Annotated in this window: 14 protein-coding genes; 6 read left to right on the forward strand and 8 right to left on the reverse strand. The window is 69.8% G+C overall.

Annotated elements, in window-relative coordinates; all coding sequences use genetic code 11:
• Positions 1 to 149: 149 nt before the first annotated feature.
• Together CFB89_RS23360 and CFB89_RS23365 are read right to left on the reverse strand one after the other, a co-directional pair.
• Positions 150 to 1733, reverse strand: a complete 1584-nt coding sequence (locus CFB89_RS23360) for a trypsin-like peptidase domain-containing protein (RefSeq protein ID WP_179233519.1) — start codon at positions 1731 to 1733, stop codon at positions 150 to 152.
• A gap of 516 nt (positions 1734 to 2249) precedes the next feature.
• Entirely contained in the window at positions 2250 to 3728 is a 1479-nt protein-coding gene (locus CFB89_RS23365) for a PLP-dependent aminotransferase family protein (protein WP_089469934.1), read from the reverse strand.
• A 203-nt stretch (positions 3729 to 3931) separates the two neighbouring features.
• Between CFB89_RS23365 and CFB89_RS23370 the strand changes: the two genes are divergently transcribed.
• Positions 3932 to 5134, forward strand: coding sequence for a GNAT family N-acetyltransferase (locus CFB89_RS23370; RefSeq protein ID WP_089469935.1), 1203 nt, complete (start codon positions 3932 to 3934; stop codon positions 5132 to 5134).
• Positions 5135 to 5158: 24 nt separating this feature from the next.
• Here the strand turns inward: CFB89_RS23370 and CFB89_RS23375 are convergent, their stop codons facing one another.
• Positions 5159 to 5653 carry a DUF3331 domain-containing protein gene (locus CFB89_RS23375; RefSeq protein ID WP_089469936.1) on the reverse strand — a complete coding sequence of 165 codons (495 nt, stop codon included), beginning with the start codon at positions 5651 to 5653 and terminating at the stop codon, positions 5159 to 5161.
• A gap of 379 nt (positions 5654 to 6032) precedes the next feature.
• On the opposite strand from CFB89_RS23375, the gene CFB89_RS35480 reads away from it, so the two are divergent.
• The 4 genes from CFB89_RS35480 (at position 6033) to CFB89_RS23395 (ending at position 9504) form a co-directional block, all read left to right on the forward strand.
• On the forward strand, positions 6033 to 6167 hold the full coding sequence (locus CFB89_RS35480; protein ID WP_256979748.1) for a hypothetical protein: 135 nt from the start codon (positions 6033 to 6035) through the stop codon (positions 6165 to 6167).
• Between the two features lie 348 nt (positions 6168 to 6515).
• Positions 6516 to 7580, forward strand: a complete 1065-nt coding sequence (locus CFB89_RS23385; protein WP_089469938.1) for a 2,3-butanediol dehydrogenase — start codon at positions 6516 to 6518, stop codon at positions 7578 to 7580.
• Between the two features lie 315 nt (positions 7581 to 7895).
• Positions 7896 to 8552, forward strand: coding sequence for a VC0807 family protein (locus CFB89_RS23390; protein WP_089470585.1), 657 nt, complete (start codon positions 7896 to 7898; stop codon positions 8550 to 8552).
• 85 nt (positions 8553 to 8637) lie between these two features.
• A complete protein-coding gene (locus tag CFB89_RS23395; protein WP_089470584.1) occupies positions 8638 to 9504 on the forward strand; it encodes a CPBP family intramembrane glutamic endopeptidase in 867 nt (288 codons plus the stop codon).
• A gap of 36 nt (positions 9505 to 9540) precedes the next feature.
• On the opposite strand, the gene CFB89_RS23400 is transcribed toward CFB89_RS23395, so the two are convergent.
• From CFB89_RS23400 to CFB89_RS23420, 5 genes are all read right to left on the reverse strand, one after another.
• The gene (locus CFB89_RS23400) at positions 9541 to 10521 is read right to left on the reverse strand and encodes an aldo/keto reductase (RefSeq protein WP_089469939.1); all 981 of its coding nucleotides are present in this window, start codon (positions 10519 to 10521) and stop codon (positions 9541 to 9543) included.
• Between the two features lie 160 nt (positions 10522 to 10681).
• Positions 10682 to 11353: a MarC family protein gene (locus CFB89_RS23405; RefSeq protein WP_027780810.1), complete on the reverse strand. Its 672-nt coding sequence runs from the start codon at positions 11351 to 11353 to the stop codon at positions 10682 to 10684.
• A gap of 137 nt (positions 11354 to 11490) precedes the next feature.
• On the reverse strand, positions 11491 to 12291 hold the full coding sequence (locus CFB89_RS23410; RefSeq protein WP_089469940.1) for an enoyl-CoA hydratase-related protein: 801 nt from the start codon (positions 12289 to 12291) through the stop codon (positions 11491 to 11493).
• A gap of 38 nt (positions 12292 to 12329) precedes the next feature.
• Positions 12330 to 13652 (reverse strand): phenylacetate--CoA ligase PaaK, encoded by a 1323-nt coding sequence (gene paaK / locus CFB89_RS23415; RefSeq protein ID WP_089469941.1) that lies wholly within the window; start codon positions 13650 to 13652, stop codon positions 12330 to 12332.
• 60 nt (positions 13653 to 13712) lie between these two features.
• Positions 13713 to 15269 carry a 3-hydroxyacyl-CoA dehydrogenase gene (locus CFB89_RS23420; RefSeq protein WP_089469942.1) on the reverse strand — a complete coding sequence of 519 codons (1557 nt, stop codon included), beginning with the start codon at positions 15267 to 15269 and terminating at the stop codon, positions 13713 to 13715.
• Between the two features lie 540 nt (positions 15270 to 15809).
• Here CFB89_RS23420 and CFB89_RS23425 point away from each other — a divergent pair.
• A complete protein-coding gene (locus CFB89_RS23425; protein WP_089469943.1) occupies positions 15810 to 16898 on the forward strand; it encodes a calcium:proton antiporter in 1089 nt (362 codons plus the stop codon).
• The last annotated feature ends 49 nt before the right edge of the window (positions 16899 to 16947 follow it).

Here is a 16947-nt window from a genome sequence, read left to right on the forward strand (position 1 = left end):
GTGCCGGCGCGATCCTGCTACCGGACCCTGCGCCTGTGGGCTACTACGATGAAGCAAGCCGTTTTCATGCCGAATGGCTCCTGAATGGATGGCGAACCGTCAGCGATAGCGGACGATGTTAGGCGGACGACGCCAGCCGCGTCAACGCCCTAACGCACGCGCACCGAGACGAACTTCCGCGCGTTGTTGCGCTGGATCAGCACGGCGATCACGCTGCCGCCGTTCGCTTCGAGCGACGGCACGTCGTCCGGCGTCTCGAGCAGCGTGTCGTTGAGCGACAGCACGACGTCGCCCGGCTGGATGCCCGCGCGCGCGGCCGGGCCGTGCACCGCGTCCACCATCATTCCGACCGCGAGCCCCGTCGAACGACGCTCGTCGTCGCTCAGTGCGTGCATCGTCAGCCCGAGGCGGTCGCCGTGGTCGCCGCTGCCGCTTGCGTCGCCGGCTGCCGGCCCCGGCCGCGCGGCGGCCTTCGGCGCGGCCATGCCGACCGTGGCGGCCGCGCTCCCGCCCGCGTCGTCGGCGCCGACGATCGTCAGCTTCACCGGCGCACGGTTGCGGATCACGCGCAGCGGCGCCTTCGCGCCGGGCGGCAGCGCGGCGGCCAGGTCGTCCAGTTCGGCCGAGCGACCAATGGCCTTGTCGCCCATCTTCACGATCACGTCGCCCGGCTTCAGGCCGGCCGCGGCGGCCGGCGAGCCGGGCGCGACGCCGTTGACGAGCGCGCCTGCCGGACGCGGCAGCCCGAACGCCGCGGCCAGACCGACGCCGACGTCCTGCACGTCCGCGCCGAACGCATTGCCCGACGGCGCACCCGGCGCGGGCGCCTGAGCCTGCTGTTGCGTCTGCATCTGCGCCTGCTGTTGCGCGCGCAACTGGGCGCGCATCCTTGACGCGAACGCGATCGGGATGGCGAACGTCGTGCTGGCGTAGCGATCCGTGCCCGTATAGACCTGCACCGCGATGCCGACCACGTCACCCGCGCGATTGAACACGGGGCCGCCCGAGTTGTCCGGGTTCGGCGCGATGTCGGTCTCGAAGAACGGAAATGCGCTGCCGTCCGGCAAGCGGCGCGACGTCGCGCTGACGATGCCGGCCGTGACCGTGTTGCCCGACCCGTCCGGCGCGCCGATCGTCATCACCGGTTCGCCCGCGCGAACCTTCGACGAATCGCCGACGCGCACGAACGGCAGCTTCGTCGCGTCGACGCGCAGCACGGCAACGTCGCTTTGCGGATCGACGGCCAGCACCGTCCCCTTGAATTCGCGGCGGTCGATGAGCCGCACGGTCACGTCGGTCGCCTCGTCGACCACATGGGCGGACGTGACGATCAGGCCGTCGGCGCTGACGATGAAGCCCGAGCCGCTGCCGGACACCGCACGCGGCGGCGTATCGGGCGCCTGCGCCCCCTGCGCGGGCGGCGCCGCGCCGTGCCGGAAGAACGCGGCGAGCGGATCGTCGGGATCGAGGGCTGCAAAGGCCGGCCCGCCGGTTTGCGGATCGGGTGTGGCGGCCAGGATGGTCACGACCGCCGGGCCGTAGCGCTCGACGATCGCGGGAAAGTCGACCGGCATCGCGTAAGACGCGGCGGGAATCCGCGCCTTCATCGCCGGCGGTGCGGCGTGCGGCGCGAGGGTGCCGGCGACGGCGGCGGGCGGCGGCAAACATCCGGCAAACACGCCCCCGATCAACGCGGTGCGAAGCACGGCGCGAGCAAGCGTCTGGCAAACCACGGTGCCACCTCCCCCGGCAGCCGCGACGCCACCCTGCGCGAGACGCGCAGGCGCCCGACAAGCACCGGTACACCCAACCATTTATAGCTCACGCGCCGGTTGGAACACACGAATCGAAACCCGTATGCCGGGAGGCGCCGTGGCGGCGAAGCCGCGACGGCATTCGTTTCGAACAAAGCGCGCGGTTCGTCAATCCGAATATCCACCACGCATCGGTGCGCGTGCCGGCGTCATCGTGGCGGTCCGCGGTCGATCGTCAGGCTGTCGCACGTCACCGACAGACGGCGCGCGAACCGCGGATGGTCCGTCATCGGCCCGCATCCGCCGACGAGCCGGCACCCGCTCCGTTCAGTGGCACGACAACACCGCGACCCCGCCCACTCCTTGGGTATTCGGCAACGCAGCCGTGTAACCGACGACCACCCGCGACATGCATGCAACGACAACGAACCAGAACGACGGGCGCAGCATCATCACGATCGGGCAGCGGGACGTTGAAATCGCGACACCCCACCATCACGCGCCACCCGCGCCGACCCGCTCCGCGAGCGTCGACACCATCCGCAACATCGGCTCGAACGCGTCGGCCGACGTATTGCCGAAACCGAGCACGAGCCCGTTGCCGGCCCGCGCCGCATCGATCGCGAAACCCGACAGCGGAAACGGCCCGATGCCATGCGCGCGCGCCGCATCGACGATCGCGCGATCGCGATAACGCGCCGGCAGCCGTAACGCGAGATGCAGCCCGCACGGGCCACCCTCGACCTGGTGCGGCACGCTCAGGCTGCTATCGAGCGCGGCGAGCAGCAAACGCCGCCGGTCGCGATACAGCCGGCGCATCCGTCCGAGATGCCGGCCGTACTCGCCCGTCTCGATGAAATCGGCCAGCGCGAGCTGCACGTGGCGCGTCCCGCCGCGCAGCATCTCCGGCAGCGCCGGCCGCACGGCGGCCAGCAACGCGTCGGGCAGCACGAGAAAGCCGATCCGCAGCGCCGGAAACATCGTCTTGCTGAACGAGCCGAGATAGACGACCGGCGAATCGGGCGCGAGCCCCTGCATCGCGCCGATCGGCTCGCCGGTGTGACGGAATTCGCTGTCGTAGTCGTCCTCGATGATCCACGCGCGATGGCGGCGCGCCGCATCGATCAGCGCGAGCCGGCGCGAGATCGACAGCACGGCGCCGGTCGGGAACTGGTTCGACGGCGTCGTGTAGACGAGGCGCGGCGGTCGCTCGCGCCAGTCGTCCGGTTCCGCGCGCAGCCCTTCCGCGTCGACCGGCATCGGCACGACGTCGAGGTCGGCCGCCTGCATCGCGGTGCGCGCGCCGCGATAGCCGGGCTCCTCGACCCACACCGTATCGCCCGGATTCGTCAGCAACTGCGCGCACAGCGCGATCGCACCCTGTGCGCCTTCGGTGATCACGATCTGCTCTGGGTCGCAGCGCACGCCGCGGGTGACGGCCAGGTGGCGCGCGATCGATTCGCGCAACGCGGGTTCGCCGAGCGGATCGCCGTACGCCAGCAGGTCGCGGCCCGCGCGGCGCAACGCGCGGTCGATCGCATGCCGCCACGCATCCACCGGGAAATGCGACAGCGCCGGCACGCCCGGCCGGAAGCCCTCCGATTCGCCGGTGCCGACGAGGCTCGGGCGAATCCGCTCGAGCCGCTGCGCGACGGCCGGCGGCGCGGCACGCCGGCGGGGCGGCGCCGGCCGCGACAGCCCGACGACCCGCGTGCCGCGACGATCCGACTGCAGGAAGCCTTCGGCGACGAGCTGCTCGTACACGGCGGCCGTCGTATTGCGCGACACGCCGAGCGTTTCGGCCAGCGCGCGCGTGCCGGGCAGCCGCGTGCCGGCCGGCATCGCGCCGCCGAGAATCGCGTCGCGCACGCGGCGCAGCAACTGGCGCTGCAGCGAAGGCGCGCCGGGCGTGCGCGCCAGCGGCGCATCGAGCGGCAACGACGGCGCGTCGCCGGAAGGAAAGGCAATCGTCATCGGAACATCGCAGCGTGAAAGACGGGAACGGGACGTACGGCCAGCGGCGCACGGTAAGCGCGGCAAGCGTGCACACGGCTGACGGCCACCGCTCGTGGCACCATAAATTTGCCGTTCTCTGGCGCTTCTCATGGTACCTCGCCGCGACTACGATCGTCTGCATGCCGGCATGTCGCCGGCCGCCAACCGAAGCGAGATCGACCTTGCCCACGCTCACCAACGCTTTCCAGCAGCCCATCGGCCACCCCGTTCCCGACTGGTCCGCGCGTCCGCGCCCGGAGCGCATCGCGCTCGAAGGCCGTTACTGCCGGCTCGAACCGCTCGACGCCGAGCGCCACGCGGCCGATCTGTACGCCGCCTACGCGCAAGCGCCCGACGGCAGCGACTGGACCTATCTCGCGCACGGCCCGTACACCGACGCGTCCAGCTACCGCGACTACGCGCGCGGCGCACAGGCGAGCACCGATCCGCTCCACTACACGGTGATCGACCGGGCCACCGGCCGCGCGGTCGGCACGCTCGCGCTGATGCGCATCGATCCGGCCAACGGCGTGATCGAGGTCGGCTCCGTCACGTTCTCGCCGCTGCTCAAGCGCACGCCGGTGTCGACGGAAGCGCAGTTCCTGCTGATGAAGTATGCGTTCGACACGCTCGGCTACCGGCGCTACGAATGGAAGTGCGACGACCTGAACGCGCCGTCGCGCAAGGCGGCGGCGCGCCTCGGCTTCCGCTACGAAGGCACGTTCCGGCAGGCGATCGTCTACCGCGCCCGCAATCGCGACACCGCGTGGTTCTCGATCATCGACGGCGAATGGCCGGACGTTCGCGCCGCGTTCGACGCGTGGCTCGCACCGGAGAACTTCGACGCCGAAGGCAACCAGCGCCAGTCGCTCACCGCGATCCGCCACGCGCAGGCCGCCGCGCGCGACGCCGCCAGCCGCGCGAACGACGCGACGCGCGTGACGGTGCGCCCGCTCGTCGCCGCCGACGAAGCCGCGTGGCGCCCGCTGTGGCAGGGTTACCAGACGTTCTACGACACCGCGCTGAGCGACGCGGTGTTCGCGACGACCTGGGCGCGCCTGATGGACCCGGCCGAGCCGATGTTCGTGCTCGGCGCGTTCGACGCGTCGGGTGCGATGGTCGGGATCGTGCATGCGATCTACCATCGCTCGTGCTGGACCGAAGGGCCGTACTGCTACCTGCAGGACCTGTACACGGCGCCCGACGCCCGCGGGCAAGGCGCGGGCGGCGCGCTGATCGAGGCCGTGTACGAACGGGCCCGCGAAGCCGGCGCGAGCCGTGTGTACTGGCTCACGCACGAGACCAACACGACCGCACGCGCGCTGTACGACAAGCTCGCGAACAACGCCGGGTTCATCCAGTACCGGCACGACCTGAAGAAATAACGTCGTCCTCCGGACGGCCGAGGTTCAGTCGTGAACATCGGCCGGATGGCGTGCGTCGCCGTCCTCCGGCGTCCCGTCGCACGCCGCACCGTCCCTACCCGGCACCGATGCCGGGTGGATCATCTCGTCGCCATTGGCCGGCACGGGCCGCCGCACCGGCCGGAACACCGGCTCGCCCGGCTCGATCGTCTGCCCCGAGAGCGCGCAGCGACCGGGCTGCAGCGCGACGCGCAGGCGCCAGCGTTGCTCGCCGTAATGACAGCGGCCGCTCTCGACCCATCGCACCAGCAGTGCGTCGTCGCCAGCCTCCAGCACCGTGACGAACAGTTGCGGGCGCAACGGCGACACCGCGGCCGTCGCGTGCGCCGGAACCGGCGCACGGCCGATCGGCGCGAGCGGATGCGCGACCACGCCGTCGCGCGACGGCAGCGCACCGTCTTCGTCGAGCGCGGACGGGGACGCGGACACGTCGCACGACCGGTCTTCTTCGCAGATCAGGCTTTCCATGGTGTCGAGCATGCTTGACGGATTTCCGTGCAGGTTGACCGACGCAGACACTCCACTCGGCGCCGGCCCATCGGTTCGCGCAGCAAGAACAGACCGATCGCCGCGCTAGCGACGGCGCACCGGTGGCCATGCGACGGCAGCATGGCGGCACCGGCCGCGACAGGCGCTTCGGTCGTCTTCACCGCCATCGAAGCGGCAGCGTGCAACGGGATGTCGCACGCGAGCGCAATCGGACTGGCGCACATGATACAAATTGAAGTTAACTTCAAGTAAAGGGGTAGCGTGCGCAACGATCCGTTTCGGCGATGACGGCAATGGCCGGCGCGACGCGCGACGGAGGCGTCCTGGTCTAAGCCGTTGGCTTCGCTCCGACAACGCTGAACATCTACGCATGCCGACCGCCTCCCTCGCACCGGCCACGCTGTTCCCGCTCGACGAGGCCGGGTCCGAAGCCGGCCGGCCGCTGTACCGTGCCGCCGGATTCACGCCGCTCGCTACGGCTGCCGTGGACGAAGTGCTCGCCTGAACGCGGGTCGAACCGCGGTTCCCGTCACCGTTCGTCTCGCGATTCGTCTCATTGCGCTGAGACGAACGTCCCGGCGTCTCATTCGACTCGCCGTTTCGCTATCGCAGCAAATCCGACACGCCATTTCTTCCGAGCCTTTACCGGACGGCGCAATCCGCCATGATGCAGCGCGCCCGCGCCCCCCCTTCCGACCGCCCCGCACCGCCCCGATTCGCGCTGGCCCCGTTCCTGCATACCGGTCGATCGCGCAATCGCGCGACGGGCGCACCGGCGGCGTCGCCGCACGCCCGACGACAACCTGATGGAGACAGCAACGTGAGCACACCGGTATCGACCGCCCCGCCCAGCATGAAAGCCGCCGTCTGGCATGGCCGCCACGACATCCGCGTCGAACAGGTTCCCGTTCCGGAGCGCCCGCCCGCCGGGTGGGTCACGATCCGCGTGCACTGGTGCGGCATCTGCGGCTCCGACCTGCACGAATACGTCGCCGGGCCGGTGTTCATCCCGGTCGACGCACCGCATCCGCTCACCGGCCTGAAAGGCCAGTGCATCCTCGGCCACGAGTTCAGCGGCGAGATCGCCGAACTCGGCGCGGGCGTGTCGGGCTTCGCGGTCGGCGACCGCGTGACGGCCGACGCATGCCAGCATTGCGGCACCTGCTGGTACTGCCGGCACGGGCTGTACAACATCTGCGAGAACCTCGCGTTCACCGGGCTGATGAACAACGGTGCGTTCGCCGAATACGTGAACGTGCCGGCCGAACTGCTGTACAAGCTGCCCGACGATTTCCCGACCGAGGCCGGCGCGCTGATCGAACCGCTCGCGGTCGGGCTGCATGCGGTGAAGAAGGCCGGCAACATCGTCGGGCAGACCGTCGTCGTGGTCGGCGCGGGCACCATCGGCCTGTGCACGATCATGTGCGCGAAGGCCGCGGGCGCCGGACGCGTGATCGCGCTGGAGATGTCGGCCGCGCGCAAGCAGAAGGCGCTGGAGGTCGGCGCGAGCGTCGTGATCGATCCGAAGGCCTCTGATGCGATCGCGGAAGTCAAGGCACTGACGGGCGGCTACGGCGCCGACGTGTCGTTCGAGTGCATCGGCCACACGGCCACCGCGAAGCTCGCGATCGACGTGATCCGCAAGGCCGGCAAGTCGGTGATGGTCGGCATCTTCGAGGAGCCGACGCCGTTCAACTTCTTCGACATCGTGTCGACCGAGAAGGAAGTGATCGGTTCGCTCGCGTACAACGGCGAATTCGCGGACGTGATCCGCTTCATCGCGGATGGCCGCATCGACGTGCAGCCGCTCATCACCGGGCGCATCGCGCTCGGCGACATCGTCGCGCACGGCTTCGAGGAACTGGTCAATCACAAGGACCGCAACGTGAAGATCATCGTCCAGCCGGCCCTCGCCTGACCGCCCGCGCGCGGCCGCGGCATCGATTCATGCCGCGCCGCGCCGGCTCGCGCACGGCCAACGCATCCCGATCGACGACGGGCCGCGACACGACGCCACGCGACGGCGCGATCGTGCAGGACGTCCCCGCCCCGCCGCCGCGTGCGCCGATCGATCCGCCGGCCGCTGCACGCGAGTACGGCGGCTCGCCGTGCCGGCAAGCGACACCGCAACCCCGCCCGATTCTTCGATATACTGGACCGAACCCTTTTCGGGGCAACCGGGGGCAACCACGCCTTTCGCGCGTCCGCCCCAACCTGCGTGGAATGGCGCACCGTGAAACCGCGAGCCGGACTGATTCTCGAACTCTTCGTCAACCTCGTGCTGCCTTGGGTGGCCTATCGGGTCGCGCATCCGCATTTCGGCGAAACCGGCGCGCTGTACGCATCGGCGGTTCCGCCGATCGTCTGGTCGATCGTCGAATTCATCCGCTCGCGCCGCATCGACGCGGTGGCGGCCATCGTGCTGCTCGGCATCACGCTGTCGATCGTCGGGATGGCGTTCGGCGGCAGCCCGCGCACGCTGCTGATGCGCGAATCGATCGGGTCGGGCACGATCGGCATCGTGTTCCTGCTGTCGCTGTTCCGCGAACGCCCGCTGATCTACTATCTGGCCCGCGCCACCGTGGCCCGCGAGATGGACGGCGGCGCCGCGCACTTCGAAGCCGTCTGGGACGCGCAGCCGGGCCTGCGGCAGATGCTGCGGCGGATGACGTTCGTGTGGGGCGCCATCATGACGATCGAAATGCTGCTGCGCTGGTGGATGGTCGCCAACTGGCCGGTCGAGCGCGTGCTGGTCGTGTCGCCGGTGATGGGCTACACGGTGTTCAGCTGCCTGCTGCTGTGGACGTTCTGGTATCGGCGGCGGATGCGCGCGCGCAACAGCGTCGACATCCCGGGCCGCAGCGGCGTGACCGAGACCGCCGGCCGCTGACGCGCGGCTGGCCCGCTGCCCGGCGGCGTGTCACGGCGCCTGCTGTATGATGCGCGGCGTCTCGTCCGCCGATCCGTTTCCCGTCATGTCCCTTACGCTCCTTCCGTGCGCCACGATCTGGGTCGCCCTGTTCGCGGCCGCCGCATTCGCGTGGCATCGCCCGCTGCACGGCCTGAGCATCGGCCTCGCCGCGCTCGGCTATGCGGGCGCGCTGGCGTTCGGCCAGCTTGCGCCGATCGCGCTCGCGCCGATCGCGCTGCTGATCGCGGCCGGCTGGGGCGTGCTGCCCGCGCGCCCGCTCGCGGTACGCATCGCCGCGCACCTCGTCTTTGCCGCGCTCGCGATCGCGCTGAGCCTGCACCTGATTCCCGGCTTCCACAATCCGCGCGTGATCGGGCCGATCCGCTTCACGCCGGACGCCGTGCCGTTCACGATGTACCTGAATTTCGACAAGCCGCTCGTCGGCCTGTGGCTGCTGTGGGTGCTGCCGTGGGTCGCGCCGGACGTCGCGCTGTCGCGCGCGCTGCGCACCGGCGTGGTGGCGGCCGTCGCGACGGCGGCCGCGTGCCTGGCCGGCGCGCTCGCGTTCGGGATGGTCGGCTGGGCGCCCAAATGGCCGCCGTCCGGCTGGCTGTGGCTCGCGAATAACGTGTTGCTGGTGACGCTCGCCGAGGAAGCGCTGTTCCGCAGCTACGTGCAAGGCGGGCTGACCCGCGTGCTCCGCGCGTGGTCATGCGGCCCGTGGGTCGCGCTCGCGGCCGGCGCGGTGCTGTTCGGCGCCGCGCACGCGGCCGGCGGCTGGCCGTGGATCGTGCTCGGCACGGTGGCCGGCATCGGCTACGGGCTCGCGTGGCGACGCGGCGGCCTGCTCGCCGCCGCGCTCGCGCATGCGGGGCTGAACGTCGTCCACTTCGGCCTGTTCACTTACCCGATGCTCGCCACCGCGCGCTGATCGCGACGCCGGCACCGGCGCCGCCCGCGCTGCCGCTCAGTTGAACCCGGCCACCGCGTGCGGCACGTACGGGCGTTCGAGCGTGGCGATCTCGTCGTCGGTCAGCTTCAGCGCGAGCGCGCCGAGCACATCGTCCAGTTGCCGCGGCTTCGAAATGCCGACGATCGGCGCGGTCACGCCGCGCTTTTGCGCGACCCACGCCAGCGCGACCTGCGCGCGCGGCACGTTGCGCGCGGCGGCGATCGCCGCGACGGCGTCGACGACCGCCTTGTCGGCGTCGGCCGTCGCGTCGTACAGCCGCTGGCCGACGTCGTCCTTCTGCTGCCGTTCCGACGATTCGTCCCAGTTGCGCGTCAGGCGCCCACGTGCGAGCGGGCTCCACGGGATCACCGCGATGCGTTCGTCCTCGCACAGCGGCAGCATTTCGCGCTCCTCTTCGCGATACAGCAGGTTCAGGTGGTTCTGCATGCTGACGAAGCGGGTCCAGCCGTTCTGCTTCGACGTGTGCAGCGCCTTCGCGAACTGCCACGCGAACATCGACGACGCGCCGATATAGCGCGCCTTGCCGGCCTTGACGACGTCGTGCAGCGCCTCGAGGGTCTCCTCGATCGGCGTGCCGTAATCCCAGCGGTGAATCTGGTAGAGATCGACGTAGTCGGTACCGAGCCGCTTCAGGCTCTGGTCGATGTCGGTCATGATCGCCTTGCGCGACAGGCCGGCGCCGTTCGGTCCCGGCCGCATCCGGTAGAACACCTTCGTCGCGATCACGACGTCGTCGCGCTTCGCGAAATCGCGCAGCGCGCGGCCGACGATCTCCTCCGACGTGCCGTCCGAATACATGTTCGCGGTGTCGAAGAAGTTGATGCCGGCCTCGACTGCCCGCTGGATGATCGGGCGGCTTTCCGCTTCCGGCAGCGTCCACGGGTGCGTGCCGCGCGACGGCTCGCCGAACGTCATGCAGCCCAATACCAGCTTCGACACGTCCAGCCCGGTCGACCCGAATTTCACGTATTCCATTGCGCGCCTCGCCACTCAAGTTGGGGATTGCGGCCGGATGCGCGCCGCGCATCCGCCAGACGTCGCATGGTATCCCGCATGCCGCGAACGCGTATGACCGCGCGCCGCGTGCAGGCTGCGTGAAAGGTTGAACCTCGAAGGGCGAACCGGAACGCTCCGGTTACTTGGCCTGGTCGGCGATCGGCTGCAGGAACGCGGAGAAGCCGGTCAGCATGATCTGCACGCCGATACACAGCAGCAGGAACGCCGACACGCGCTTCGCGACCTTGGTTCCTTCGCTGCCGAGGTAGCGCGCGAGCAGCGCGGAGCGGCTGTAGACCTGCCAGATCACGAGCGCGACGAGCACGGACACGGCGATCGACACGATGCTCGACAGCATGAATTCCGACAGCTTGTGCGTGCGGTTCGCGTTCAGCGCGATCGCGGTCGCGATGGAGCCGGGGCCGACCGTCAGCGGCACCGTCAACGGGAAGAACGCGCGCGTCATGATCGCGTTCGCGTCGATCGGCTTGACGGGCGTGTCGCCGCCGCCCGGCCCGTCCGGTTCGTTCAGCATCTGCCAGCCGGCCACGGCAACCGCGAAGCCGCCGCCGATCCGCAGCGCTTCCATCGAGATCCCGAAGAAATGCAGCACCGGCGTGCCGGCGAAGAACGCGACCATCAGCACGACGAATGCATTGAACGCGACCTTCCGCGCGAGCAGATCCCGTTCGTGCGCGGTGAGCGCCTCGGTTCGTTCGAGAAACAGGAACGCGATACCGATCGGATTGATGATGCCGATCAGGCCGGTAAAGCCGAACAGGATCTCGGAGACAAGGCGATTGACGATCATCGTGCGAAGCATCGGTCGGGACGGGGCCGGCAGCGCGCCGGAGGTCACGCATTGTAGTGCAAGCGCCCCGGCCCGAGACGCAAAATGCGGCCGGCCCGGTTGCGCCGCCGATCGTCGCGGACGTTCGTCGCGCGGCCTTATTCGGCGCCCGTCTCCCACGCCGGCGGCCGCTTCGCGAAGAAGGCCGCGAAGCCTTCCTTCGCTTCCGGCGTCGCCCGCACGCGGGAGATCGTCTGCGCGGTGAACGCCGCGCGTTCGTCCGACGGCGGGTACTCGCCGATCGCATCGAAGAAGCGCTTGATCTCCATCAGCGCATGCGGGCCGTTGCGGCCCAGTTCGGCGAGCGTCCGCTCGAGCGCGTCGTCGAGCGCATCGAGCGGCACGGCCTGATGGATCAGGCCGATCGCGACGGCCTCGGCGGCCGCGAGCTGCGTCGCGGTCAGCGCGAGCCGGCGCGCCTGGCGCTGGCCGACCGCCTCGACCAGATACGGGCCGATCACGGCCGGCAGGATCCCGAAGCGCGCCTCGCTCACCGAGAAGCGCGTGTGGTCGCTCGCAATCACGATGTCGCACGCGGCGCACAGGCCCACGCCGCCGCCGAACGCGTGGCCCTGCACGCGTGCGACCGTCGGTTTCGGACATTGCCGGATCGCGCGCATCATCGCGGCGAACCGCTCGGCGTCACGCAGGTTCGCGGCCGCGTCGTTCGCACTCGCGCGCTGCATCCACTGCAGGTCGGCGCCCGCGCAGAACGCGCGGCCGTCCGAGCGCAGCACGATCGCGCGCACGTCGTCGCGCCGGCCGAGCGTGGTGAATGCGTCGGTCAATTCCGCGATCATCGTCTCGTCGAACGCGTTCAGCACGTCGCCTCGCTGCAGCGCGACGGTCGCGATGCCGCGCGCATCGACCGTGACGGCCAGGGTCTTCAATTCATCCATCGAACAGGTTTCCTCGGGTAGAACGGCACACATCGACATCACGCGGCCTGGCGGCGATCGATCACGCGGCGCGCCTTGCCGGTCGCGGTCGCGGGGATACCGCCGGCCGCCAGCACCGTCACGCCGGACGACACGCCGACCATCGTCTTGATCCGGTGCTGCAGCTCGCGCGCGAGTGCCGCGCGATCGCCGTCGGTGACCGACGATGCCGCCTCGGAGCGCAGCTCGACCGCGAGGTCGAGCCGGTCCATGTGACCGTCGCGCGACAGCGTGATCTGGAACTGGCCCGACAACTGCGGCAGCGCGACGACGATTTCCTCGATCTGGCTCGGGAACACGTTCACGCCGCGCACGATCAGCATGTCGTCGGAGCGGCCCGTGATCTTCGCGAGCCGGCGCATCGCGCGCGCGGTCGGCGGCAGCAGCGCGGTGAGGTCGCGCGTGCGGTAGCGGATCACCGGCATCGCCTCCTTCGTCAGCGACGTGAACACGAGCTCGCCCTGGCTGCCGTCGGGCAGCACTTCGCCGGTGACGGGATCGATGATCTCCGGGTAGAAATGGTCTTCCCAGATCACCGGGCCGTCCTTCGTCTCGACGCATTCGCACGCGACGCCGGGCCCCATCACTTCCGACAGCCCGTAGATATCGAGCGCGTCGATACCCACGCGCGTCTCCACTTCATTGCGCAGCGCCTGCGTCCACGGCTCCGCGCCGAAGATGCCGATCTTCAGCGACGATTCGGCCGGGTCCATCCCCTGCCGCACCATCTCGTCGATCAGGTTCAGCATGTACGACGGCGTGACGAGAATGATCTTCGGCTCGAAATCGCGAATCAGCTGCACCTGCTTCTCGGTCTGGCCGCCCGACATCGGCACGACCATGCAGCCGAGCCGCTCCGCACCGTAGTGAATTCCGAGGCCGCCGGTGAAGAGGCCGTAGCCGAACGCGTTGTGCAGCGTGTCGCCCGGGCGGCCGCCGGCCGCGCGGATCGAGCGTGCGGTCACGTTCGCCCACGTGTCGATGTCGCGCGCCGTGTAGCCGACCACGGTCGGCTTGCCGGTCGTGCCGCTCGATGCGTGCACACGCACGACCTGCTCGCGCGGCACCGCGAAGAGGCCGAACGGATAGTTGTCGCGCAGGTCGCTCTTGGTCGAGAACGGGAATTTCGCGAGATCGGCGAGCGACTTCAGGTCGTCCGGGTGCACGCCCGCCGCATCGAACGTGCGCCGATAGTGCGGGACGTTGTCGTACGCGTGGCGCAGCGACCACTTGAGGCGGTCGAGCTGCAGCGCCTGCAGTTCGTCGCGGCTGGCGGTCTCGATCGGCTCGAGGGCGGCGGCGGGATGCGTCGGGTGAGTCATCGGGGTGCTCCTCCAATGGAGTGATGTCGTTGTCGTGTTCGAGGTGACGAGGCGCCCGGGCTACGACCGGAACGTGCGGCCGGCCGCGTGCAGCGCGGCAAGGCGCGGCGACACGCGATAACGGTCCTCGCCGTAGCTCGCCGCCAGGTTCGACAGCACGCGATGCACGCGGCCGATGCCGATCGCATCGGCCCACGCGAGCGGGCCGCACGGGTAGTTCACGCCCTTCTCCATCGCGAGATCGAGATCGGCCGGCGAGCACACGCCCTGGTTCACCGTGTCGGCCGCTTCGTTCGCGAGCATCGCGACGGTACGCATCGCGACCATCCCCGGCACGTCCGCGACGCCGACGACGCGAAAGCCCGCCTGCTGGAACAGGCCGACCGCGTCCGCATACGCGGCATCGCTGCACTGGAGCGCGCGCGTCAGCGCGACCAGCCCGGCCTGCGCGTAATCGCGCGCCAGGTCGACGAGCACGAGATCCGCCACGCCCGTCTGGGCGGCGCGCGCGGTCGCGGTGCGGCCGTCGGTCAGCGCGATCGACGCGCGGCCGGCCACGGCGAGCCATTCGTCCGGATGCGCGTCGTTGCGCCGCGCGCCAGCGATACGTTCGGCGAAGCGCACATGCAGCGCGGCGGCCGGGCCGTCCTGCGCGAACAGCACGACGTTGGCCGGCGCGTCGCGCGGCGGTTCGAGATCGGGAGCAGGCGGCGTCGCACCATCCGCATACGGATAGAAACCGCGCCCGGACTTGCGCCCGAGGAAGCCCGCGTTCACGAGTTCCTGCTGGATCAGCGACGGGGTGTAGCGCGGGTCGTTGAAGTACGCGCGAAACACCGATTCGGTCACCGCGAAGTTCACGTCGTGGCCGATCAGGTCCATCAGCTCGAACGGCCCCATCCGGAAGCCGCCGGCTTCGCGCATCACCGCGTCGATCGTGGCGGGCGCGCCGCCCTGCTCGTTCAGCACGCGCAGCGCCTCCGCGTAATACGGCCGCGCGACGCGATTCACGATGAAGCCCGGCGTCGATTTCGCCATCACCGGTTGCTTGCCCCACGCGGCGGCTGTCGCATGCAGCATCCGGGCGACCTCGGGGGCAGTCGCGAGCCCGCTGACCACCTCGACGAGCGCCATCAGCGGCGCCGGGTTGAAGAAATGCAGGCCGGCGACGCGCTGCGGCACGCGCAGCCCGGCCGCGATCGACGTGATCGAGATCGACGACGTGTTGGTCGCCAGCACGCATGCGTCGTCGACATGACGTTCGAGCGTCGCGAAGATCTCGCGCTTCACGTCGAGCCGTTCGGCCGCCGCCTCGACGATCAGCGCGACGTCCGCGAAATCCGCCAACGCGCGCACCGCGCGAATCCGGTTGCCGGCCGCGTCGGCCTGCGCCGGTTCGAGCCGGCCCTTCTCGGCGAGCCGCGCGAACTGCGCGCGGATGCCGGCCAGCGCCTTGTCGCAGGCCGCTTCGTTCAGGTCGTACAGCCGCACCGGATGGCCGGCCGCCGCCGCGACCTGCGCAATGCCCGCGCCCATCGCGCCGGCGCCGATCACGCCGACGACGGCCGACTGCGCCAGCGCGCTGGAGTTCACCGAATGTGCAGAGGAAACAGCCATCGCTTGCGATCCGTCATGAAGTGGAGGTGCGAGCGATTATAAACCGACCGGTCGGTAGATTTATGTCAGGGCGCGCCCGAATGTGTCGTGCAAGACACCGTTACGAAAGCTGCAATGGCGAAAAAGTCGAAAGTTCGGGGCACTTTTTATAAACCGAAAGGTCAACGTAAGGGTTCGAATATGAGATAGTGATCCCCCAACGCCTGATAAAATTCGACAAATTGCCGGATTCCAGGGGAAACGCGTGTCGCGCCGTCACCGCCGTCCATCGCTCCTCTCCGGGGGCGAATCAAGCTTCCGGCCGCACGTCGCCACGTGACCTTGTCTCGCCGTCTGCGGGCAACCGCATCGAATCGTTTCATCCCGCGACGGGCTTCGGCCCGCCCGCGCCTTCGCCGCCTCGCGGCAGCGAACCCAGGGCAGCACCGCTGCGTGCCGCCACCCATCGGTTTCATCGTCCTCGTTCGGCGGATAGTACGGCCGGGCTTCGTCAACCCGTGACGGCGCGTCGCGCGCCGCCACTCGCATAAGGAAACCCTCATGCCGCTCTCGTCCAACCAGCTCCCGCGCTGGACCCTCTGGGCCCCGCTTGCCGCGTGGCTGGTACTCGCGCTGTCGCGCGTGGTGCCGGCCGAAGGCCTCGCCATCGCGGTGTTCGCCGCCGCGCTCGCCGGCGCCGTGTTCGCCGCCGTCCATCACGCGGAAGTCGTCGCGCACCGGGTCGGCGAACCGTTCGGCACCCTGGTGCTCGCGGTCGCCGTGACCGTCATCGAAGTCGCGCTGATCGTCTCGGTGATGCTGGGCGCGGGCCCCGAAAAATCGGGCCTCGCCCGCGACACCGTGTACGCCGCCGTGATGATCATCTGCAACGGCATCGTCGGCATCTGCCTGCTGGTCGGCGCATGGAAGCACGGTGAACAGGACTTCCAGGGGCGCGGCGCGAGCAAGGCGCTCGCGGTGCTCGCGTCGCTGTCGGTGCTGTCGCTCGTGATGCCGAACTACCTGAGCGCCGCGCCGGGCCCGTTCTTCTCGAAATCGCAGCTCGCGTTCGCCGGCGTGGCGTCGCTCGTGCTGTACGGCGCGTTCGTGTTCGTGCAGACCGTGCGCCACCGCGACTACTTCCTCGCCGAGCACGACAGCGCGAACGAAGCGGTGCACGCGGCCGCACCGGGCAACCGCACCGCCGTCATCAGCATGGTGCTGCTGTTCGCAAGCCTCGTCGCGGTCGTGCTGCTCGCGAAGCTGCTGTCGCCGGCCGTCGAGCACGCGGTGCTGAAGCTCGGCGCCCCCGAAGCCGCGGTCGGTATCGTGATCGCCGCGCTCGTGCTGCTGCCGGAAGGGCTCGCGGCCGTCACCGCCGCGCGTGCGAACCGGCTGCAGACCAGCATGAACCTCGCGCTCGGTTCGGCGCTTGCGAGCATCGGGCTCACGATCCCGACCGTCGCCGCCGTGTTCATCTGGGTCGGCCAGCCGCTCACGCTCGGGATCGGCGCGATGGAAACGGTGCTGCTGGCGCTCACGCTGCTGGTCAGCACGCTCACGCTGAGCCAAGGGCGCACGACGGTGCTGCACGGCGTCGTGCACGTCGCGCTGTTCGCCGCGTACCTGTTCCTGTCGTTCACGCACTGATGCGAAACGGCGCGGGGCCCGGCGGGTATTCTCCGTCAGGCCCCGCGTA

The sequence above is a fragment of the Burkholderia sp. AU16741 genome, from assembly GCF_002223345.1.
In the GTDB taxonomy this organism is placed as follows: domain Bacteria; phylum Pseudomonadota; class Gammaproteobacteria; order Burkholderiales; family Burkholderiaceae; genus Burkholderia; species Burkholderia sola.